The following is a 20825-nucleotide window of genomic DNA, read 5'->3' as shown; positions in this document are numbered from 1 at the left end:
TTATGCTCGCGCGCCATCGTTAACCGGAGCCTGCCGATGACCGTCTTTTCCGCCCTCTATGCCGTGCACCTGCTGGCCGCCCTGATCTGGGTCGGCGGCATGTTCTTCGCCTGGATGATCCTGCGCCCGGCCGCCGTGGCCAAACTGCAGGCGCCTGAGCGCCTGAGCCTGTGGCTGGAAGTGTTTCAGCGCTTCTTCCTCTGGGTATGGATCGCCGTATTGGCGCTGCCCATCACGGGCGTGGGCATGCTGCACCTGCGCTTCGCCGGCTTCGAGACCGCGCCGCGCTATGTTCAGGTGATGATGGGGCTGTATCTGGTGATGCTCGCCCTGTTCCTGCGCGTGCGCCTGCTGCAGTTGCCGCACCTGCGCGGCGCCGTGACCACTCAGAACTGGCCCGAAGGTGGAAGCGTGCTGGGGAAGATTCGGCGCCTGGTTGGGATCAATCTGCTGATCGGCCTGCTGCTGACAGCCATCGCCGCCGCCCGTCCGACCTTCTGAGGGAAACTCCCGCGCCACCGGTCCGTTGGCGCGGGAGTCATACCGCTATGGCTGCACTTCGACCGCCGCCTCGACCCGACGGTTGATGGCACGCCCCTCGTCGGTACCGTTGTCGGCCACCGGACGGGATTCGCCGTAGCCCACCGACGAGACCCGGTCGCCCGACACGCCATACTGGTTGACCAGGAGATCACGCACGGCATTGGCGCGCCGCTCGGACAAGCCCTGATTGTAGGCATCGGTACCGATGGAGTCGGTATGGCCTTCGACCACGGTGGAGGTCTGCGGATACTGCTTCATGAACTCGGCGAGACTCTGGATATCGCCGTAGCTCCCCTCCTTGACCACCGACTTGTCGAAATCGAACTTGACGTCCAGCTCGACACGAATCGGTTCGCTCACTTCGACAATGGGCTCGACGGCCGGCGCGCTATCCGGATAGACCGGCAACGGGCAGCCATTGTGGTGTACGGGGGTGTTGGGCGGAGTGTCGGGGCAACGATCACGGCGGTCATGCACGCCGTCGCCGTCCTGATCACCGTCCTGCGCATAACAGATCAGAGTGCCCATAACTGCGCCGGCCACGGCACCTCCGGCTGCCCAGGTAGAACTTTCGATGGCGCCAAGACCGCCTCCGGCCAGGCCGCCAATTGCCGTACAGATGGGCCAGTTCCCTTGGTTGAGCGGCGCATCTCCCGTACTGGAAGTCGTGACGCAACCAGAGAGAACACTACTGGCCAAGAGAAGGGGTACAACGGACCTTGAGAGTCTTCTCATGGCGGGATCTCCTGTGTCACCGGTTGAATACCGGTCACACAGGAGTAAAGACCGCTCCCCCCAAGTGTACAAGCCGCCAGCCTAGCGACCGTGGCGAATGCCGCAGCCGCCAAACCGGGGGAACGCTTAGGGACGCGCCTCGACCTCGGCCTCGACACGACGGTTGATGGCCCGGCCTTCGGCGGTGGAGTTGTCGGCCACCGGACGGCTTTCGCCATAGCCAACCGAGCTGACGCGATCGCCACCCACACCATACTGGTTGACCAACACATCGCGCACGGCATTGGCACGACGCTCGGACAGGCCCTGGTTGTAGGCGTCGGTACCGACGGAGTCGGTATGGCCTTCGACCACCGTGGTGGTCTGCGGGTACTGGCTCATGAAATCGGCCAGAGCCCTGATGTCGCCTTGGCTTTCCGGCTTGACCACGGACTTGTCGAAGTCGAACTTGACGTCCAGCTCGACGCGCACGGGCTCGGCAGGTTCCGGAGTCGGGGCCGGCTCGACCACCTCCTCGACCACGACGACCTCTTCCGAGGCACCGTGTACCCAGCAGTAGGCCGCAGCCATGCCGGCACCCACCAGGGCACCGCCACCCGCCCATTCGGCGCTCTCGATCGCACCCAGCGCAGCACCGGTGACACCCCCGACGGCGGCGCAGGTCGGCCAGTCGGTTTTCTGGATACCAGCACAACCGGTCAGCAGGCCGCTTGCCAGGATCAGGGGTACAGCTTTCCTTGTGATACTCATCTTCTTAGGTCTCCTGTAGGGAATCGGCATGGAACCGACAGCAAAGAAGTAAAGATGGCTTCCTTACTATCCGCCAGTTATAGGCGCTTTCCGCACCGAGTGCCATAGGCCTATGCCGCAGAGCGCGATAGTCTTGGCATTCGCACTGGGAACCTCCTTATATGAGCCAAAGCACTTCTTCTCGCACACCCCAGCAAGCCCTGGCCGCATTGCTCGACCACTATGCTCCGCAGCGCCTGCTGTTGGTCGGCGCCAGCCAACTGCCCGCACTCGACGCCTTCCAGCAGGCCCACCCGCAGTCCCTGTTGGCCCAGGCACCGGCCGGGCCACTGCCGGCTGAGCTGGCGGGGCAGCGCTACGACCTGGCCGTGCTGGTCGACTGCCTGGAGCACCTGCCCAAGCGCAGCGCCCTGGAACTGCTCGGTGGTATCCGCAATCTCAATGCCAGCCGCCTGGCGGTGCTGGTCGACCTGGATGCCTGCGATTGGCAGGAAATCGACTTCTTCGCCCTGGCCCTGCAGGCCAGTGAGCGTTTCCAGCGCGAGGGACAGACGCTGACCCTGTTCACCTACGACCTGCGCGACTACAAGCAGGTGCCGGACTGGCTCAACGCCAAGTTCTGGGCCAACCCGCAGAACTTCGGCAAATACTGGTGGTGAGCGTGAACCAAGCCTGCCCCTGCGGCAGCGGCAACGCTCTCGATGCCTGCTGCGGCCACTACCACCAGGGCACCCCGGCCCCCAGCGCCGAGGCGCTGATGCGCTCGCGCTACAGCGCCTATGTGCTGGGCCTGGTCGATTACCTGGTTGCCACCACCCTGCCCGCCCAACAGCCCACGCTCGACCGCGAGGCCATCCGCGCCTGGAGCCTGGGCAGTACCTGGCTGGGCCTGGAGGTGGAAGGCGGCGAGCTGATCGGCGCGCAGCCCGAGCATGCCTTCGTCACCTTCGTCGCGCGCTGGCACGACGACAGTGGCGAGCACAGCCACCGCGAGCGCTCGGCCTTCGTCCAGCGCGAGGGGCGCTGGTACTTCCTCGACCCCACCGCGCCACTCAAGGCCGGGCGCAACGATCCCTGCCCCTGCGGCAGCGGACAGAAATTCAAGAAGTGCTGCAGCGGCTACCTGAGCTAGGAAAACTCTGCTTCATTTGTTGGGCAGAGCCCGGCGGGGGCCAGGCTCGTCAACAAGGAGAAGTCAATGCACAAGAACAACGGAGCGGTGGCCGTCCTGGCCGCCCTGCTGCTCGCCGGAGCCGCCCAGGCGGACGAGGTCAAGGTCAGCCTGGGTAGCAGCGAACGCGTCGCTCGCCTATTCGCCTTCCCCAACAACTGCAGCGTGATCTGCTACCGCGACTGGACCCTGGAGCAGACCGCCGAGCACTATCTCGGCCAGAGCCTGCAGCGCGACGGCTACGCCACCGCCACGGTCAAGGTCAGCCGCGACGGCGACATGCTCAGCGCCAGCTTCAGCGGCGTCCCCGCCGACTACGGCACTCCGCTGACCAACCTGCTCAACACCGGCGACCTGGCCTTCGACGGCGCCAGCAAGCTCAACGGCGACGGCAAGTGGCAGTACGACTGGTACTTCTTCCTGCCCCTGGGCATGGCCCTGGACAATCGCAAGAGCGTGGAACTGCTGCACTTCCCGCCGGATTACTCGCTGACCCAAGCCCAGGACTACCTGGAGTCCAAGACCACCGACCGCTGGGCCGAGCTGCTCAGCGAGAACGGCGTGGCGGCGGCGCAGACCCCGGCCTACCAGACCATCATCGACATCGCCCCGATCGCCGCTCCGGCCAATGCCGGCAGCACCCTGGAGGGGGTGTACGACTACTTCACCGACTACCAGAAGACCATGGTCGCCCAGCTCACCGCGGGCAGCGACACATCCCTGCCGATGGTCGCCTTCGGCAGCCCGGTGCGTACCTGGGTCAACACCACCTACGGCGCCAACATCGGCGTGCTGGGCCTGGACGAGATCACCCCGGCGCCGGGCCAGAGCGTGCCGGTGCTGGGCGCCAACCACCCGAGCTACATCTGGTACGCGGCCGACCCGGAGAACTATGGTGGCGACCAGAAGAAGGCCGACGCCGCCGGCCTCAAGGTGATGGGGCAGGACATCAGCGCCGCCTGCTGGCAGGCCGGCATGGGCCAGAACCCGTCCGCCGACCCGCAGCAGACGCTGAACGCCTGCACCGAGAAATGGCAGGTGACCGACAAGGTGCAGACCTGCGAGCTGTTCTACACCTCGATCCGCAACCTGACGCCCGAGCAGGCCCAGGCCAAGTGCAGCAGCGGCGAGAGATGATGCCGAACGCGGCGAGGCCCGCATCCGCGGGCCTCGTTCTTCATTCCTGCAACTTGATATGCGAGGTGTCCGGCGGCGGCGCGGCCGCCGGCGCCTTGGCCTGGCCCATGTCGCTGCCCACCGGGGCCAGGCTGAACTGCGACAGATCGACGGCGGGCGCCTCGGCCTCGGGCTTGGCGTCCTGCAGGTCGGCACCGATCGGTGCTATGCCGAAGTCCGGCGCCTCCACCTCGCTGAACGCCGCCATGTATTCGTCGCGCGGAATCACCCGGGCGGAAGTCCCACTCTTCGCCGGCGCCGTCGCAGCAGCAGCTGCCGACTGCGCTGCGGGAGCGGCGGGCGGCGGCGCCATCGCCACCTCCTCTGCCTGCAGGGCCTGAACTATGGCCACGGCGCCGGCACGCTCCATGGTGGCGCGGTACTTCTCGGCACCGGCGGCATCCAGCCCGCTCTTGATCACGATGCGCCGCCCGGAAAACAGCAGCGCGATGCGCTGGGCATCGGCCTGGAACAGCCGCGCCAGGTTCGCCTGCACCTGCTCCAGCGGCGCCCCCGGCACCACCTGCCCGGCGAAAGCGATCTCGTAGAGGCTCATGGTCACACTCCTGTCCAATTCGGCCCCCAGTATGGCGCAGTTTTTTTCTCGCCACAGCTGCTGGTCGCCTAGCAGCCGCTTGTTACACTGGGTCATCGACTGGAGCCACACGATGCTTTTGCGACCGCGCACCTACCTGATCTGCCTGCTGCTGGGCACCCTGAGCGGCTGCGCCAGCTGGTTCGGCGGCGACTTCCAGGCACCGCAGGTGCACCTGCTCAGGGTCGACGTGGTCAAGGCCAAGTTGCTGGAGCAGCGCTTCAACCTGCGCTTTCGCATCGACAACCCCAACACCGCCGAGCTGAAGATTCGCGGCCTGGTCTACGACATCCGGCTCAACGGCACCCCCCTGGTCGAAGGCGAATCGAGCCAGTGGCTCAGCGTGCCCGCGCACGGCCGCAGCGAGTTCGAGGTGCCGGTGCGTACCAATCTCTGGCGCCACCTCAAGGGCATCGTCAAGGCCCTGGAAGACCCCGACCGGCCGATCCGCTACAACTTGCGCGGCGAGGTGAAGACCGGCCTGCTGTTCGGCCGCAGCGTGCATCTGCAGCGCGAAGGCGAGATAATTCCCGGCGAACATATCCCGGAGTGAGCCTCATGACTCAGCAACCCCACGTCCATGGCCCCGACTGCAACCACGACCACGATCATCACCACGATGACGGTCACGTGCACGGCCCGCACTGCAACCATCACCACCAGGAACCGGTGCGCAACCCGCTGAAGGAAGTCGGTCGCAACGACCCCTGCCCCTGCGGCAGCCAGAAGAAATTCAAGAAGTGCCACGGCGCCTGAGCCGACCCCGCCTGTAGGAGCCGGCGCTGCTGGCGAAAGCCCCCAGGGCATGCCATTCGCGAGTAGAACTCGCTCCTACCGCCCTCTACAATCCGCCCCCATCATCAGCCTCCGCGCCAGGAGCCAGTCATGGGTTCGCGCTTCCTTCGCCTCACCGCCCTCGCCACCCTGGGCAGCAGCCTGCTGCTCGGCGGCTGCCAGTCCTTCCTCGACGGCCGCTATGCCAGCAGCGTGCATCCGGACCAGGGCATCGTCCGCGTCCAGGGCCTGGCGCAGAGCGTGGTGGTGCGGCGCAACGCACTGGGCATGCCGCTGATCGAGACCACCACCTTCCACGACGCCCTGTTCGCCCTGGGCTACGTGCACGCCGCCGACCGCCTCAGCCAGATGGTCGGCATGCGCCTGCTGGCCGAAGGCCGCCTGGCCGAGATGAACGGCCCCGGCCTGCTGGAAGTCGACCGCTTCATGCGCACGGTCAACCTGCGTGCGCAGGCCGAGTTGCTGTACAAGAACGCCTCGCCGCGCATCAAGCAGTTTTTCGAGGTCTACGCCCGCGGCGTCAACGCCTACCTGTTCCGCTACCAGGACAAGCTGCCGATGGACCTGGCCGAGAGCGGCTACCGCCCGGCCTACTGGAAACCGGAAGACTCGGTGCTGCTGTTCTGCCTGCTCAACTTCGGCCTGTCGGTCAACCTGCAGGAGGAAATCGCCGCGCTGACCCTGGCCGACAGGGTCGGCGCCGACAAGCTGGCCTGGCTGCTGCCCAGCTACCCGGACGAGCCGCTGCCCTTCGAGGAAGCCGAGAAGCTGCGCGGCCTGACGCTGGCCGGCAAGATTCCGGGCCTGGCGGCGGTTAACCAAGCCGCCGGCCAGGTAGCGGCGCTGAACATGCTCGGCGTGGCCGCTTCCAACAACTGGGCCATCGCCCCGCAGAACAGCCGCAGCGGCAAGAGCCTGCTGGCCAACGACACCCACCTGCCGCTGTCGATGCCCTCGGCGTGGAACTTCGTGCAGATCCGCTCGCCGAAATTCCAGGCCGCCGGCGTGACCATCGCCGGCGTGCCGGCCGTGGTCGCCGGCTTCAACGGCAAGCTGGCCTGGGGCATGACCATGGTCATGGGCGACAACCAGGACCTGTTCCTCGAGCAGCTCAAGCGCGAGGGCGGCCGCCTCTACTACCTGGCCGATGGCAAGTGGCAGCCGGCCCGCGAGCGCCAGGAAACTTTCTTCATCAAGGGCCAGCGGCCGATCCGCGAGACCCTCTGGGAGACCCGCCACGGTCCGCTGCTCAACTCCGCCCTGGGCGAGCGCAAGACGCCGCTGCAGCCGCTGCCGTTCGCCAGCGGCTACGGCCTGGCCCTGCGCAGCATCCAGGGCGAGGTCGACCGCTCGCTGGACGCCTTCTTCGACCTGTCCCGCGCCCAGTCGGTGGAACAGGCCTTCGAGGCCACCCGCGAGGTGCGCGCCACGGCGCTGAACATCGTCTTCGCCGATGCCCAGCATATCGGCTGGCAGGTCACCGGCCGCTACCCCAACCGCACGCAGGGCACCGGCCTGGTGCCCTCGCCGGGCTGGGACAACGCCTACGCCTGGGACGGCTACGCCGACCCCATGCTGCACCCCTACGATCAGGACCCCATGCAGGGTTGGCTGGGCACCGCCAACCAGCGCACGGTGCCACGCGGTTACGGCATGCAGCTGTCCAACTCCTGGTTCTACCCGGAGCGCGCCGAGCGCATCGCGCAACTGGCCGGCAGCGGCCGTCACGATCAGAAGAGCATGATCGCCATGCAGTACGATCAGACCACGCCCTTCGCCGGCAAGCTGCAGGCGATGCTGGACGCCCCGGGCATGGCCGAGTCCTTGAGCCGCGCCATCGCCGCCCTGCCAGCCGCCGAGCGCAGCAAGGCCGAGGAGGCCCGCAAGCGTCTGCTGGCCTTCGACGGGCGCATGGCCGCCACCTCGGCGGATGCCGCCCTGTACAGCGCCTTCCTGCAGGAGAGCGCGCGGCAGACCTTCCTCGACGAACTGGGCCCGGACACCAGCCCCGCCTGGCAGGCCCTGGTGGAGATCGCCAACGACAGCTACTCGGCCCAGGCCGACCACCTGCTGGGCCGCGATGACAGCCCGTTCTGGGACGACCTGAAGACCGCACAGAAGGAGGACAAACCGGCGATCCTGGCACGCAGCCTGGCCGGCGCCGTGACCTATCTGGAAGGCACTCTGGGCGTCGATCGCGGCGCCTGGCAGTGGGGCAAGCTGCACCAGTACCGCTGGACCAGCAACGCGACCAAGATGGCGCCCTATCTCGATGCCGGCCAGCGCCGCGCCGTCGAGTCGATCAAGGGCTATCTGGATCGCGGCCCCTACCCGGCCGGCGGCGACCACGGCACGCTCAACGTGGCCGCCTACCAATGGGGCAATGACTTCGACGTGTGGCTGATCCCGGCCATGCGCATCGTCGTCGACTTCGGTCTGGAAGAGCCGATGATCGGCGTCAACAGCTCCGGCCAGTCCGGCAACCCGGCCAGCCCGCACTACGCCGACGGCATCGAGGCCTGGCTCAAGGGCGGCTACATGAGCTTCCCCTTCCAGAGCCGCAACGTCGACAGGGTCTACGGCAACCAGCGGCTGATGCTGATGCCGGGCCGCTGAAAGCCGCATCCCTCTGCGCATTGCACTGAGCGAGCTCTGCTCGCGAAGCTTTTGCTGGGTCTGTCTCGCGGCAGGGCTCGCGCCTACAACACGCATGCTCCCTCCGCCGGCTACTCGCTCCCAGACGCGAATAGCCGGCCGCCCCTAATCGCCGAGTGATATATCAGCCCTACCTCCAATCCTTAAACAGTTTAAAAACAGCCCTTTACAGCCGATTTGTCGCACTACACTTCAAATCGAGCGGCTAACCCCGCTCCCGGCGGGGCCTTTATTAGAACCAAGAACAGCTGCCAGGCACCTGGCCCCGCCGGCACCTTTCGCGAGGGCCCCATGGGAATTGCCGCCAGCGAGTTGTGCCAGCACGTCATCCGCCCCACGCTGATCTACCTGGGGCGCCACTCTCCCACCGCCGAAGCCCTGCTGCTGGGCGCCGCCGCCAGCCAGTCGGCACTCGGCAGCGCCCTCGGCGACCCGCACGGCCACGGCCTGTACCGCATCAGCGAGCGGCGTCACCGCCAGCTCTGGGACCAGCACCTGGCGCGCGACCCGGATCTCGCCAGCCTGGTGCGCGGCCTGGCCAGCCAGCACGCCTTCCTCGCCGCGCCCGAACTGGAACTGCGGGTGAACCTGCGCTACGCCACGGCCATCGCCTGGCTGCTGGTAGAGAGCGAACAGCCGCTGCTGCCGGCCGCCGACGACCTGCACGGGCTGGCCCGCATCTGGCGCCATGTATTCCAGCCCCAGGGCCGGCTGCGCGACTTCCTCCAGGCCTGGCAGCACTGCGTGGCCGAACAGTACCGGGCAGCCTGAGCGGAACATCAAATCGACCACCCGGATATTTGTATGTAACTGATTCGATTACGAATCTTCACGAAAAATGCGTCCCCGAGGCGTTGGCAACCACGGTGAAAGGGGATAGTTTGCCGGCCCTCGATTTCGCTGTTCGTGAGCTGCCTAATGAAAAACCTCCGGTTGCAGACCTCCCTCGCCCTGGCCATAGGCGCGATCTCCACCCACAGCCTGGGCAACGGCATTGCCATCAACGAGCAGAGCGTCAGCGGCATGGGCACCTCCTTCGCCGGCCGCGCCTCGACCGTCAACGACGCCTCCGTGCTGTTCGGCAACCCGGCCGGGCTGAGCAAGCTCGAGCGTGCGCAAGTGACCGGCGGCCTGGCGGTGGTGGATGCCAATATCGATATCGACGACGCCAGCCACGAAACGGCAGAGGGCGACATGGTGCCCTTCGCCGCCGTGCCCTTCGCCTACTACGCCAGCCCCCTCGACGAGCGCTTCAGCTGGGGCCTGGGCCTGTATGTGCCCTACGCGCTGATGAGCGACTACGAGAACGGCTTCGGCGGCCGCTTCAAGGGCCTGACCAGCAAGGTCGAGGTGGTCACCCTGCAGCCGACCCTCAGCTACCGCATCAACGAGCGCGTATCCGTCGGTTTCGGCCCGACCCTCAACAAGATCAAGGGCACCCTGATCAACAAGCTGGACAACAGCGCCGTCTTCGGCAGCGGCGAGACCAAGGTCGGCATCAAGGGCGACGACCTCGGCTACGGCTTCAACGCCGGGATCATGGTCGACATCGGCGACAGCCTGACCTGGGGCCTGACCTACCACTCCAAGGTCGACTACACCCTGGAAGGCCGCACCCGGATCAGCGGTGGCAACGGCCCGTTCCTCAGCGCCTTCAATGGCGAGTACGACGCCAGCCTGGACTTCACCACCCCGGAGAGCGTCGACACCTCCGTCAGCTATGCCTTCGACGAGCAGTGGACCTTGCACGCCGGCGCCACCTTCACCCGCTGGAGCCGCCTGCAGGAAATCGTGGTGGAGAACCGTGGCACCCCAAGCCTGCTCGGCATGCAGCCCATCGCCGAGGTCAGCGAGGAGCTGAAGTGGCACGACACCTGGTCCTACGCCATCGGCGCGTCCTACCGGCTGAATCCGCAGTGGGTCCTGCGCACCGGCCTGGCGCTCGACCCGTCGCCGGCGGAAAACGCGCACCGCAGCGTGCGCATTCCCGTGGGCAACCGCAAGGTGTTCTCGCTGGGCGCCGGCTGGTCGCCGAACGCCGACCTGACCATCGATGTGGCCTACACCTACCTGCGGGAAAACCCGGCCAAGGTCAACCAGCCGGGCAAGGAACTGGCCGGCCGCGACATCGCCCCGGGTTTCAGCGGCGAGTACAACAACAGCGCCCATGGCCTGGGCGTGCAGGCCACTTACCGCTTCTGAAGGCCCACACGAAAAGCCGGGCACTCTGCCCTAATGCTGTTCACTTAGCGACATCATGGCCACGGCTGGACTTTGCTTGAGTCGGCACCGCGACTGTTGTTCTCCCTCTCCCCCAGGGAGAGGGCCGGGGTGAGGGTCTCGCCGAAACGCCCTCACCCCCTCTCCCGGCGGGAGAGGGGGCACTTGGGACATTTTTCACTACCGAGCTACGGCATTGCGCAGTGTGCCCTCAGGCAGACACAAGCCAGAAAACGCCGCGACGCTTTAAAGAAGTCGCGGCGTTTTCTTAAGTGAACAGCATTAGACGCTCTGCCCGGTTTCTTCATGCCCGGGCGATGCTCTGCTCCAGCCGTAGCCCGGGTTGCATCCGGCTCCGACCCTCTCTACTCCTGGGCGATGGCCTTCTCCAGCGCCTCGATCAGATCCTCGTCGTCCGGCTTGGTCAGGCTGGAGAAGCTGGCGATCACCTTGCCGTCGCGACCGACCACGTACTTGTAGAAGTTCCAGCGCGGCTTGCTGCTCTGCGCGGCCAGCTCGCGGAACAGCGGCACCGCGTCGTCGCCGCTGACCTTCTGCGGCTCGCTCATGGCGAAGGTCACGCCGTAGTCGATGAAGCAGACCTTGGCGGTCTCCTCGCTGTTGTCGGCCTCCTGGCGGAAGTCGTCGGAGGGCACGCCGAGCACTTCCAGGCCCTGTCCCTTGTAGCGCTGGTAGAGCGCCTCCAGGCCCTTGAACTGCGGGGTGAAACCGCAGTGGCTGGCGGTGTTGACCACCAGCAGCGGCTTGCCGGCGAAGCGCTGGCACAGGTCGATGCGCTCCTTGGAGCGCAGCTGCTGCAGCTCGCCCTGGCCCTGCAGCAGCGGCGGACAGTCGGCCGCCCAGAGCGGGGCGGACAGCAGGGCAAGCAGGGTCAGCGAGGCGATGCGCGGGAACATGGGGCAGGCTCCGATTCGGTCATGCCCACCACGCTACGCGCCCCTGCCCGCCACGGCAACGCTCAGCACAGGCTCATGCCCAGCTGCAGCAGGGCCAGGCCGCCCTGGCTCCAGCCCCACCAGGCCAGCACCAGCGCTCCCGCCAGCGCCAGCCCGGCGAGCGGCAGGCCGAGCTGCCGGCTCATGCCGGCTGCACCTCGCGCAGGCGCGCCACCGGCTGCTCGCGCACCGGCCAGTTGAGCGCCGCCGCCAGCAGGCCGAAGAGGATCGCCAGCTGCCAGACCAGGTCGTAGCTGCCGGTATGGTCGTACAGATAGCCGCCCAGCCAGCCGCCGAGGAAGGAGCCCAGCTGGTGGAACAGGAAGACGATGCCGCCGAGCATGGACAGGTTGCGCACGCCGAACAGGGTGGCCACCGTGCCGTTGGTCAGCGGCACCGTGGACAACCACAGCAGGCCCATGGCCGCGCCGAAGGCATAGGCGCTCCACTGGCTCAGCGGCAGGTAGACGAAGGCCGCTATCACCAGGGTGCGCGCCAGGTACAGGCCGCTGAGCAGGCGCGGCTTGGACAGGCGGCTGCCAAGCCAGCCGGCAACATAGGTGCCGATGATGTTGAACAGCCCGACCAGCGCCAGCACCGTGGTGCCCACCGTGGCCGGCAGATGCTGGTCGACCAGGTACGACGGCAGGTGCACGCCGATGAACACCACCTGGAAGCCGCAGACGAAGAAGCCCAGCGCCAGCAGCCAGAAGCCCGAGTGCCCACAGGCCTCGCGCAGCGCCTCGAGCAGGCTCTGTTCGCTGCCGGCCGGCGCCGCCTGCGGATTGTCGCGCACCATCAGCGCCAGCGGCACGATCAGCGCCACCAGCAGGCCGAGGGCGAGCAAGGCGGCGGACCAGCCGAGCCAGGCGATCAGGCCCAGCGAGCCGGGCAGCATGGCGAACTGGCCGAAGGATCCGGCCGCCGCGGCGACGCCCATGCCCAGGCTGCGCTGCTCGGCCGGCAGGGCGCGACCGACCACGCCGAGCAGCACCGAGAAGGAGGTGCCGGACAGGCCGATGCCGATCAGCAGGCCGGCGCTCAGCGACAGCGACAGCGCCGAGTCGGACAGCGCCATCAGCGCCAGGCCGGCGGCGTACAGCAGACCGCCGGCGACTATCACCCGACGCGCGCCGTAACGGTCGGCGATGGCCCCGGTGATCGGCTGGGCCAGGCCCCAGATCAGGTTCTGCAGGGCGATGGCGAAGGCGAACACCTCGCGCCCCCAGCCGAACTCGCCGCTCATCGGCGCGAGAAACAGGCCGAAGCCGTGGCGGATGCCCAGGGACAGGGCGAGGATCAGCGAGGCACCGAGCAGCACCCAGCCGCTGGTCCGCCAGAGCGAATTCATAATGCGTCCTACCCACGGGCACGCCCGCGGCGATATCGGCGGTGGCGGCCCAACGCCGACACCAGCGCAGCACTATGCGCCCGACGACCATAGGTGCGGCAGTCACAGTTGGCCGTTCAGTCGGCGGAACAGAAGGGGAAGACGGCTGCAGTTCCCTCTCCCCCGCCCCTCTCCCACAAGTGGGAGAGGGGTGAGAAGACAGTAGCCCGGATGCAATCCGGGCTACAAAACCATCAGGTAGAACGTAGGGTGGGCAACGCCGCAGGCTTGCCCACCTTAGTGCCATCCACCCTGCGCCTCAGCGCAACGCCAGCTCGCTGCGCACGCGCGGTGCCAGCAGCTCGCCGAGCACGGCCAGGGCACCGATGGCACCGGCGATCCAGTACCAGCGGGCGATCGGGTCGAAGCCCAGCCAACCGAGGGCATGCAGGAACACGATGCCGATCAGCACCGGGCTGACGTAGCGCACCATGAACAGCCACAGCGCATAGCCCAGCGGCGGCAGGTTCAGCTCGTCGCGCATCACCTCGCTGCGCAGGCAGTAGCCGGCGAGGATCACCATGCCGATGCCGCCCAGCGGCATCATCCAGCGCGAGGTCAGGTAGTCCAGCCAGTCGAACAGGTTCTTGCCGCCCGGCGTCCAGCCGGCCATGACGTTGAACGAGAGCATGGCCAGCAGGCTGATCAGCAGCAGCACCACGCCGGCGCCGGTAGCGGCCCTGACGCGGCTGATGCCGTGCTTCTCGTTGAGGTAGGCGACGGTGGCCTCGACCAGGGAAATCGCCGAGGTCAGCGCGGCGACCGAGACCATGGCGAAGAACAGTACGCCGAAGAAGGTGCCGAACGGCATCTGCTGGAAGGCCAGCGGCAGGCTCATGAAGATCAGCCCCGGTCCGGCGCTGGGGCTCAGGCCATTGGCGAAGATGATCGGGAAGATGGCCAGGCCGGCGAGCAGCGCCACGCAGGTGTCGGCGATGGCGACGACCAGGGTGGTGCGCACCACCGACTGGCCGTCCGGCAGATAGGAGCCATAGATGAGGATGGCGCCGGAGGCCAGGCTGAGGGTGAAGAAGGCATGGCCGAGGGCCGCCAGCAGCGCCTCACCGGTGATCTTCGAGGCATCGAAGGTGAACAGGAAGTCCACCCCGGCAGTGAAGCTGCCGCTGCTGTAGGCGTAGCCGACCAGGATCAGCAGCAGCACGGCCAGGCCCGGCATCATCCAGCTCACCGAGCGCTCGATACCCTTCTGCACGCCCTTGGCCACGATGAACAGGGTCAGCAGCGCCACCAGCAGGCTCCAGCCGCCGAGCTGCCAGGGGTTGGCGTTGTGCGCCTCGAACACCCCGCCCAGCGCCTCGACGCTGGTGGCGGCCAGCGAGCCGTCGAGCATCTTCCACGTATAGGCGAAGGCCCAGCTGGCCGCGACCACATAGAAACACAGGATCATGAAGCCGCAGAGCATGGCCATCAGCCCTACGCCGCGCCACAGCGGGTGGGCCCCGCCCTCGCGCGCCACCCGCGCCACCGCGTCCAGCGGGCTGCCGCGGCCACGGCGGCCGAGGGCGATCTCGGTCATCATCACCGGAATGCCGATGGCCAGGATGCACGCCAGGTACATCAGGACGAAGGCACCGCCGCCGTACTCGCCGGTGATGTAGGGAAACTTCCAGATATTGCCCAGGCCCACGGCGGAGCCGGTGGCGGCGAGGATGAAGCCCCAGCGCGACAGCCAGAGATTCTTCGGTGTTTCACGGGTCATGCGTCACCTGCTTGTTGTTGTGTGTGACGGAAGGAATGCGCCGCCGCACACCGGCGGCGCGGTGCTTGGGTCAGGCGCGGCCGAGGATCTCGCGGGCCATGCGGTCGGCGACCGCCGTGGTGGTGGCGCCTTCGGCCGCGGCGCGCTGGAAGATCTCGTCCAGGGTCGCCTCGATGCCCTCGATATGCGCCTTGAGCTGCTCGGCGCTGCCGCCGGTGCGCTCGTAGCACACGTCGATGATGCCGCCGGCGTTGATCGCGTAATCCGGCGCGTACAGGCAGTCGCGGCGGCGCAGCTGCTCGGCCAGTTCCGGGCTGGCCAGCTGGTTGTTGGCGGCGCCGGCGATGATCGGCGCGCGCAGCGCTTCCAGGGTCTGCGGATTGACGATGGCACCCAGGGCGCAGGGAGCGAACACGTCGACGTCGAGGCCGAAGATCTCGTGCTGGCTCACCGCCTTGGCGCCCAGCTGCTCGACCGCACGGCGCTGGTTGGCCTCGAAGATGTCGGTCACCCACAGCTCGGCGCCGGCGTCCTTGAGGTGCCTGGCCAGACCGAAGCCGACCTGGCCGACGCCCTGGATCGCCACCTTCAGGCCTTTGAGGTCGTCACGACCGAGGCGATGACGCACGGCGGCGCGAATGCCGACGAACACGCCGTAGGCGGTGGACGGCGACGGGTCGCCGTCGCGGGTGCCGCCGCCGAAAGCCTCGCGCTGGCCGGCGCCGGCCACGTGGCGGGTGCGCTGGGCCATGATCTGCATCTCGGCCACGCCGGTGCCGGAGTCGGCCGCGGTGATGTAGCGGCCGCCGAGCTTGTCGACGAAATCGCCCATGGCCTGGAACAGCGCCTCGCTCTTGCCAGTGCGCGGGTCGCCGATGATCACCGCCTTGCCGCCACCCAGCGGCAGGCGCGCCAGGGCCGATTTGTAGGTCATGCCGCGCGACAGGCGCAGCACGTCGCGCAGCGCCTCCTCGCCTGTGGCGTAGTTCCACATGCGGCAGCCGCCGAGGGCCGGGCCCAGGCTGGTGTCGTGCACGGCGATGATGGCCTTGAGGCCGCTGGCCTGGTCATGGCCGAAGACCACCTGCTCGTGATGGTCGAAGTCGATATGGGTGAAGACGGGCATGGATTCCTCGATATTCTCGTTAAATGCGGAGTGATCCCTTCTCCCCCTGGGAGAAGGTGGCCGAAGGCCGGATGAGGGAGTTACAGGGGCCTGGGAGTCCCTCACCCCTAGCCCCTCTCCCAACGGGAGAGGGGGACAGGTGGATCAGGCGGCCGGCTCGAACAGCTGCACGGCGGCGATCTCGCTGGCCAGCAGGCGGGCCTTGAGTTGCCTGGCCTGCTCGCGCACCTTGGCCACGGCGTGTTCCTTGACGTGGCCGTAGCCGCGGATCTGCTCCGGCAGCTCGGCCAGGGCCACGGCGGTGCGCAGGTTGTCCGGGCGCAGCTCCTTGAGCAGCAGCTCGACCAGATCCTCGTACTCGCCGATCAGCTCGCGTTCGACCTTGCGCTCGGCGCTGTGCCCGAACGGATCGAGCAGGCTGCCACGCAGGAACTTGAAGCGCGCCAGCACGCCGAAGGCCTTGAGCACCCAGGGCCCGAACTCGCGCTTGATCGGCGCGCCGGTGCGCGCGTCGGGCTTGGCCAGCCAGCTCGGCGCCAGGTGGAAGTGCAGGCGGTAGTCGCCCTCGAACTGCGCCTCCAGCTGCTGGCGGAAGCTCGGCTCGCTGTACAGCCGCGCCACTTCGTACTCGTCCTTGTAGGCCAGCAGCTTGAAGTAGTAGCGCGCCACCGCGCGGCTCAGGGCCAGATCGGCGCTGCCGTCGGCCTGGCGCACACGCTCGACCAGCTGCAGATAACGCTGCGCGTACTCGGCATTCTGGTAGGCGGTCAGGCGCTGCATGCGGTCGGCGACTATCTCCTCGAAGCTCTCGCAACGTGGCGCTTCCGGGTTCTTCGGCGTGGCCAGCTGCTCCACCGCCGCCAGGTCATGGGCGGCGCGGCGGCCCCAGAGGAAGGCCTGCTGGTTGAGCTTGATCGACACGCCGTTGAGCTCGATGGCCTTGTCGATGGCCTCGGCCGAGACCGGCACCAGGCCCTTCTGATAGGCGTAGCCGAGCATAAACAGGTTGCTGGCGATGGTATCGCCGAGCAGCGCGGTGGCCAGGCGGGTGGCGTCGACGAAGTGGGTCTTGCTCTCGCCCACCGCCTCGACCAGCGCCTCGCGCATGGCCGCGCCGGGCACCTGGGCGTCCGGGTTGCGGGTGAACTCGGCGGTGGCCGCCTCATGACTGTTGACCACCGCGTGGGCGATCTTGTCATTCAGCTTGGCCAGGGACTCCTCGCCGGCTGCCACCACCAGGTCGCAGGCCAGCAGCAGGTCGGTCTCGCCGGCGGCGATGCGCACGGCGTAGATATCGTCCTGCTTGGCGGCGATGCGGATATGGCTGATCACCGGGCCGAATTTCTGCGCCAGGCCGGCCTGGTCGAGCACGGTGCAGCCCTTGCCTTCCAGGTGCGCGGCCATGCCCAGCAGCGCGCCGACTGTGGTCACGCCGCTGCCGCCGACACCCGGCAGGAGGATGTTCCAGGGCCGCGCCAGATCGGGCTGGCGCGGCTCCGGCAGGGCCACGAACAGCGCCTTGGCGCCGAGGGCCTCGGGCTTGCGCAGGCCGCCGCCATGCACGGTGACGAAGCTCGGGCAGAAGCCCTCGACGCAGGAGAAGTCCTTGTTGCAGGCGTTCTGGTCGATCTGCCGCTTGCGCCCCAGCTCGGTCTCCAGCGGCAGCACGGACAGGCAGTTGGACTTCACGCTGCAGTCGCCGCAACCCTCGCACACGGCCGGGTTGATGAAGGCGCGCTTGGCCGGGTCGACCAGCTTGCCGCGCTTGCGCCGGCGACGCTTCTCGGTGGCGCAGGTCTGGTCGTAGAGGATCACCGACACGCCCTTGAACTCGCGCAGCTCGCGCTGCACGGCGTCCAGCTCGCGGCGGTGGTGGAAGGTGACGATGGGCGCGAAGGTGGCGCGGGTCGGGTACTTGTCCGGCTCGTCGCTGACCAGGGCGATGCGTTTGACGCCCTCGGCGTAGACCTGCTGGCTGAGCTGGTCGATGCGCAGCTCGCCGTCGATCGGCTGGCCGCCGGTCATGGCCACCGCGTCGTTGTAGAGGATCTTGTAGGTGATGTTGACCCCGGCGGCGACCGCCGCGCGCAGGGCCAGGTGGCCGGAATGGAAGTAGGTGCCGTCGCCGAGGTTCTGGAACACGTGCGGGGTGTCGGTGAACGGCGCCTGGCCGATCCAGGTAACGCCCTCGCCGCCCATCTGGGTGAAGGTGTCGGTGTTGCGGTCCATCCACTGGGTCATGTAGTGGCAGCCGATACCACCGAGGGCGCGGCTGCCTTCCGGCAGCTGGGTGGAGCTATTGTGCGGGCAGCCCGAGCAGAAGTGCGGGGTGCGCTTGGTGTCGTGCTTCGGTGCGGCCAGCGCGGCTTCCTTGGCGGCGAGGAAGGCCAGGCGCTCCTCGATCTGCGGGCTGGTGTAGATCGGCGCCAGGCGCCGGGCTATCACCCGGGCGATCATCGCCGGGGTCAGCTCGGCCAGGTTGGGCAGCAGCGAATTACCCTCCTCGTCGAACTCGCCGACCACGCGCGGGCGCTTGTCCACCGGCCAGTTGTACAGCTGGCCGGTGAGCTGGTCCTCGATGATGCTGCGCTTCTCCTCCACCACCAGGATCTCGTCCAGGCCTTCGGCGAAGTTGTGCACCGCCACCGGCTCCAGCGGCCAGCTCATGCCGATCTTCAGCACGCGCAGGCCGACCTGGGCGCACAGTTCTTCGTCCAGGCCGAGGTCATCCAGGGCCTGGCGCACGTCCAGGTAGGACTTGCCGGTGGTGATGATGCCCAGGCGCGGGTTGGGCGAGTCCAGCTTGATCTGGTCGAGCTGGTTGGCCAGGGCGAAGGCGCGGGCGGCGTAGATCTTGTACTGGTTCAGGCGTTTTTCCTGGGCCAGGGGCGGGTCCGGCCAACGGATATGCACGCCGTCTTCCGGCAACTGGAAATCGGTCGGCAGTTTGACCTCGACGCGTAGCGGGTCGACGTCCACCACGGCGGAGGAATCGACGTTCTCGGCGATGGTCTTCAGCGCCACCCAGCAGCCGCTGTAGCGCGACAGTTCCCAGCCGAGGATGCCGTAGTCGAGGATTTCCTGAACGTTGGCCGGGTTGAGCACCGGCATCGACGCGGCGATGAAGGCATGCTCGCTCTGGTGGGCGATGGTCGAGGACTTGCAGCCATGGTCGTCGCCGGCCAGCACCAGCACCCCGCCATGTTTGGATACGCCCGCCGAGTTGCCGTGCTTGAACACATCGCCGCTGCGATCCACGCCCGGGCCCTTGCCGTACCACATGGCGAACACGCCGTCGTAGCGCGCGCCGGGGAACAGGTTGGCCTGCTGGCTGCCCCACACGGCGGTGGCGCCCAGTTCCTCGTTCACGCCCGGCTGGAAGTGGATGTGGTTTTCCTGGAGAAACTGCTTGGCTTCCCACAGGCTCTTGTCCAGGCCGCCCAAGGGCGAACCACGGTAGCCGGAGATGAAGCAGGCGGTGTTCAGCCCATGGGCGGTATCGCGCTGCTTCTGCAGCATGGGCAGGCGGGTCAGCGCCTGGGTGCCGGTCAGGTAGAGCCGGCCAGTGGCTACACGGTACTTGTCGTCCAGACGGATTTCGGCCAGAGACATGGGCGCTCCTTTTGTTCTTGTGTGAGCGAGACGACCTTTCTTGGAGGTCGCCGATAAACCCTGGCACGGGGTCGCCGCGCCGGGTCGGATGACAAGACTATGACCGAGGGGTTCCGGCTTTTTCTTTCTTTTTTAGGGCTGCGGCGGCAATACTGCGCATGACTTATCCCTACATGACCAATAAAGAGAAAAATTCATGCAGGAAAAACTCAGCCCCATCGACCGCCGCATCCTCCGCCTGCTGCAGCACAACGCCGACCTCTCCGCCGCCGAGATCGCCGAGAAGGTCGAGCTGTCGCAGTCACCCTGCTGGCGACGCATTCACCGCATGCAGGAGGAAGGGCTGATCGAACGCAAGGTCGCCCTGCTCAACCCGCAGAAGCTCGGCCTGGGCATCACCGTGTTCGTCGACATCAAGCTGTCGGCCCACGGCCGCAGCAATCTGGAGGAGTTCGAGGAGGCGGTGGTCGGCTACCCGCAGGTGCTGGAATGCCACACCATGGCCGGCGGCTCGGACTACCTGCTCAAGGTGGTGGCCAAGGACATTGCCGACTATGAACGCTTCCTGCGCGACCATCTGTTGCAGCGGCCGCATGTGCAGGAGGCGCATTCGCATATTGCGATGAGTGTGGTGAAGAGGACTACGGAGTTGCCGTTGGATTGATCAATACAACCGCCCCACCTGCACTAGGCATCTGGGGTTACATGTAGAGTTAGCGCACACTAACACCTCCTCTAATAGCCAATTACGTTCGGCTTGATCTGTTGTCAGCAGCGAACAACTGGCAGATATCGGGCTATTCCGACTGGACTAGAGACTGGCCTTACCCCCGTAAATTCAGTCCAAACCCTCTGACGCTGGTTGGCCCAATCAAGCTGGGGCTACAATGGGCAACATTAGCGGTTTAATCCCTAGGAGCTGCAATGATCGAAGCACAAAAGGGCAGGCAGGATCTGACCGTCAAAGGCGAATCAGTTGAACGGGTGTTCGGGAACTACCAGGCTCGGCAATACATGGTGAATCGCCGGTATCAACGCAAGCTAGTTTGGACGCTTGACGAAAAACGCAGGTTCATTGACTCACTGCGATCCGGTTTCCCTGTCCCGATCGTCCTGCTTGCCGAACGCAAAGGCGCGAGCGATCACGGTCTTTTCGAGATCATCGACGGCATGCAACGGTTGAACGCCATCTTTGGGTATATCGAAAACGAGTACGCAGTTGATGACATGTTTTTCGATCTGAATACTATGGCAGAAACTAAGGAAATTCTGAAGAAGACTTCCCGAATCTGGTGAAATACGCCGATCCCGTTGCCCGAGTTTCCCGATGAAGCAGATGACCTTCGCCGATGCCGAGTACGCCGGCAAGCGCAAGCAGACC

At 66.7% G+C, this 20825-nt stretch carries 19 protein-coding genes and 1 pseudogene; 11 read left to right on the top strand and 9 right to left on the bottom strand.

What is annotated here, in order from left to right:
- Positions 1–36 precede the first annotated feature (36 nt).
- Positions 37–501, top strand: a complete 465-nt coding sequence (locus tag AAFN46_RS16670) for a CopD family protein (protein WP_347809820.1) — start codon at positions 37–39, stop codon at positions 499–501.
- Between the two features lie 45 nt (positions 502–546).
- Here the strand turns inward: AAFN46_RS16670 and AAFN46_RS16665 are convergent, their stop codons facing one another.
- Together AAFN46_RS16665 and AAFN46_RS16660 are read right to left on the bottom strand one after the other, a co-directional pair.
- The gene (locus AAFN46_RS16665) at positions 547–1278 is read right to left on the bottom strand and encodes an OmpA family protein (RefSeq protein WP_347809819.1); all 732 of its coding nucleotides are present in this window, start codon (positions 1276–1278) and stop codon (positions 547–549) included.
- 126 nt (positions 1279–1404) lie between these two features.
- Positions 1405–1758, bottom strand: a pseudogene (locus tag AAFN46_RS16660) (OmpA family protein); the annotation flags it as partial.
- A gap of 431 nt (positions 1759–2189) precedes the next feature.
- On the opposite strand from AAFN46_RS16660, the gene AAFN46_RS16655 reads away from it, so the two are divergent.
- From AAFN46_RS16655 to AAFN46_RS16645, 3 genes are all read left to right on the top strand, one after another.
- The gene (locus tag AAFN46_RS16655) at positions 2190–2687 is read left to right on the top strand and encodes a DUF6231 family protein (protein ID WP_347809818.1); all 498 of its coding nucleotides are present in this window, start codon (positions 2190–2192) and stop codon (positions 2685–2687) included.
- Positions 2684–3160 carry a YchJ family protein gene (locus AAFN46_RS16650; protein ID WP_347809817.1) on the top strand — a complete coding sequence of 159 codons (477 nt, stop codon included), beginning with the start codon at positions 2684–2686 and terminating at the stop codon, positions 3158–3160. The genes AAFN46_RS16655 and AAFN46_RS16650 overlap by 4 nt, the downstream gene beginning before the upstream one ends.
- Positions 3161–3226: 66 nt before the next feature.
- A complete protein-coding gene (locus AAFN46_RS16645; RefSeq protein WP_347809816.1) occupies positions 3227–4336 on the top strand; it encodes a hypothetical protein in 1110 nt (369 codons plus the stop codon).
- Positions 4337–4376: 40 nt separating this feature from the next.
- Here AAFN46_RS16645 and AAFN46_RS16640 read toward each other — a convergent pair whose 3' ends face one another.
- Complete coding sequence (locus AAFN46_RS16640; RefSeq protein WP_347809815.1) at positions 4377–4931, bottom strand: hypothetical protein; 555 nt, start codon at positions 4929–4931, stop codon at positions 4377–4379.
- 112 nt (positions 4932–5043) lie between these two features.
- Between AAFN46_RS16640 and AAFN46_RS16635 the strand changes: the two genes are divergently transcribed.
- From AAFN46_RS16635 to AAFN46_RS16615, 5 genes are all read left to right on the top strand, one after another.
- Complete coding sequence (locus AAFN46_RS16635; protein WP_347809814.1) at positions 5044–5523, top strand: LEA type 2 family protein; 480 nt, start codon at positions 5044–5046, stop codon at positions 5521–5523.
- Between the two features lie 5 nt (positions 5524–5528).
- Positions 5529–5726, top strand: a complete 198-nt coding sequence (locus AAFN46_RS16630; protein WP_021701673.1) for an SEC-C metal-binding domain-containing protein — start codon at positions 5529–5531, stop codon at positions 5724–5726.
- Between the two features lie 129 nt (positions 5727–5855).
- Positions 5856–8381, top strand: a complete 2526-nt coding sequence (locus tag AAFN46_RS16625; RefSeq protein WP_347809813.1) for a penicillin acylase family protein — start codon at positions 5856–5858, stop codon at positions 8379–8381.
- A 330-nt stretch (positions 8382–8711) separates the two neighbouring features.
- Entirely contained in the window at positions 8712–9191 is a 480-nt protein-coding gene (locus AAFN46_RS16620; RefSeq protein WP_347809812.1) for a hypothetical protein, read from the top strand.
- A gap of 147 nt (positions 9192–9338) precedes the next feature.
- Positions 9339–10622, top strand: a complete 1284-nt coding sequence (locus AAFN46_RS16615) for an outer membrane protein transport protein (protein ID WP_347809811.1) — start codon at positions 9339–9341, stop codon at positions 10620–10622.
- 383 nt (positions 10623–11005) lie between these two features.
- Here the strand turns inward: AAFN46_RS16615 and AAFN46_RS16610 are convergent, their stop codons facing one another.
- From AAFN46_RS16610 to AAFN46_RS16585, 6 genes are all read right to left on the bottom strand, one after another.
- Positions 11006–11557 carry a glutathione peroxidase gene (locus tag AAFN46_RS16610; RefSeq protein ID WP_347809810.1) on the bottom strand — a complete coding sequence of 184 codons (552 nt, stop codon included), beginning with the start codon at positions 11555–11557 and terminating at the stop codon, positions 11006–11008.
- Between the two features lie 62 nt (positions 11558–11619).
- Positions 11620–11742, bottom strand: coding sequence for a hypothetical protein (locus tag AAFN46_RS16605; protein ID WP_347809809.1), 123 nt, complete (start codon positions 11740–11742; stop codon positions 11620–11622).
- Positions 11739–12947 carry an MFS transporter gene (locus tag AAFN46_RS16600; RefSeq protein WP_347809808.1) on the bottom strand — a complete coding sequence of 403 codons (1209 nt, stop codon included), beginning with the start codon at positions 12945–12947 and terminating at the stop codon, positions 11739–11741. The genes AAFN46_RS16605 and AAFN46_RS16600 overlap by 4 nt, the downstream gene beginning before the upstream one ends.
- 298 nt (positions 12948–13245) lie before the next feature.
- Positions 13246–14706: a sodium-dependent transporter gene (locus AAFN46_RS16595; RefSeq protein ID WP_347809807.1), complete on the bottom strand. Its 1461-nt coding sequence runs from the start codon at positions 14704–14706 to the stop codon at positions 13246–13248.
- 70 nt (positions 14707–14776) lie between these two features.
- Entirely contained in the window at positions 14777–15832 is a 1056-nt protein-coding gene (locus tag AAFN46_RS16590; RefSeq protein WP_347809806.1) for a Glu/Leu/Phe/Val dehydrogenase dimerization domain-containing protein, read from the bottom strand.
- A gap of 144 nt (positions 15833–15976) precedes the next feature.
- Positions 15977–19444: an indolepyruvate ferredoxin oxidoreductase family protein gene (locus tag AAFN46_RS16585; RefSeq protein WP_347809805.1), complete on the bottom strand. Its 3468-nt coding sequence runs from the start codon at positions 19442–19444 to the stop codon at positions 15977–15979.
- Between the two features lie 196 nt (positions 19445–19640).
- Between AAFN46_RS16585 and AAFN46_RS16580 the strand changes: the two genes are divergently transcribed.
- Together AAFN46_RS16580 and AAFN46_RS16575 are read left to right on the top strand one after the other, a co-directional pair.
- A complete protein-coding gene (locus AAFN46_RS16580; RefSeq protein ID WP_347809804.1) occupies positions 19641–20108 on the top strand; it encodes an Lrp/AsnC family transcriptional regulator in 468 nt (155 codons plus the stop codon).
- Positions 20109–20368: 260 nt separating this feature from the next.
- Positions 20369–20740 carry a DUF262 domain-containing protein gene (locus tag AAFN46_RS16575; RefSeq protein WP_347809803.1) on the top strand — a complete coding sequence of 124 codons (372 nt, stop codon included), beginning with the start codon at positions 20369–20371 and terminating at the stop codon, positions 20738–20740.
- Positions 20741–20825 lie beyond the last annotated feature (85 nt).

It is taken from the genome of Pseudomonas sp. CAU 1711 (assembly GCF_039888625.1).
Lineage (GTDB): Bacteria > Pseudomonadota > Gammaproteobacteria > Pseudomonadales > Pseudomonadaceae > Aquipseudomonas.
Note: the sequence above shows the minus strand (reverse complement) of the source record. Positions and strands in the feature narration are given on the sequence as shown.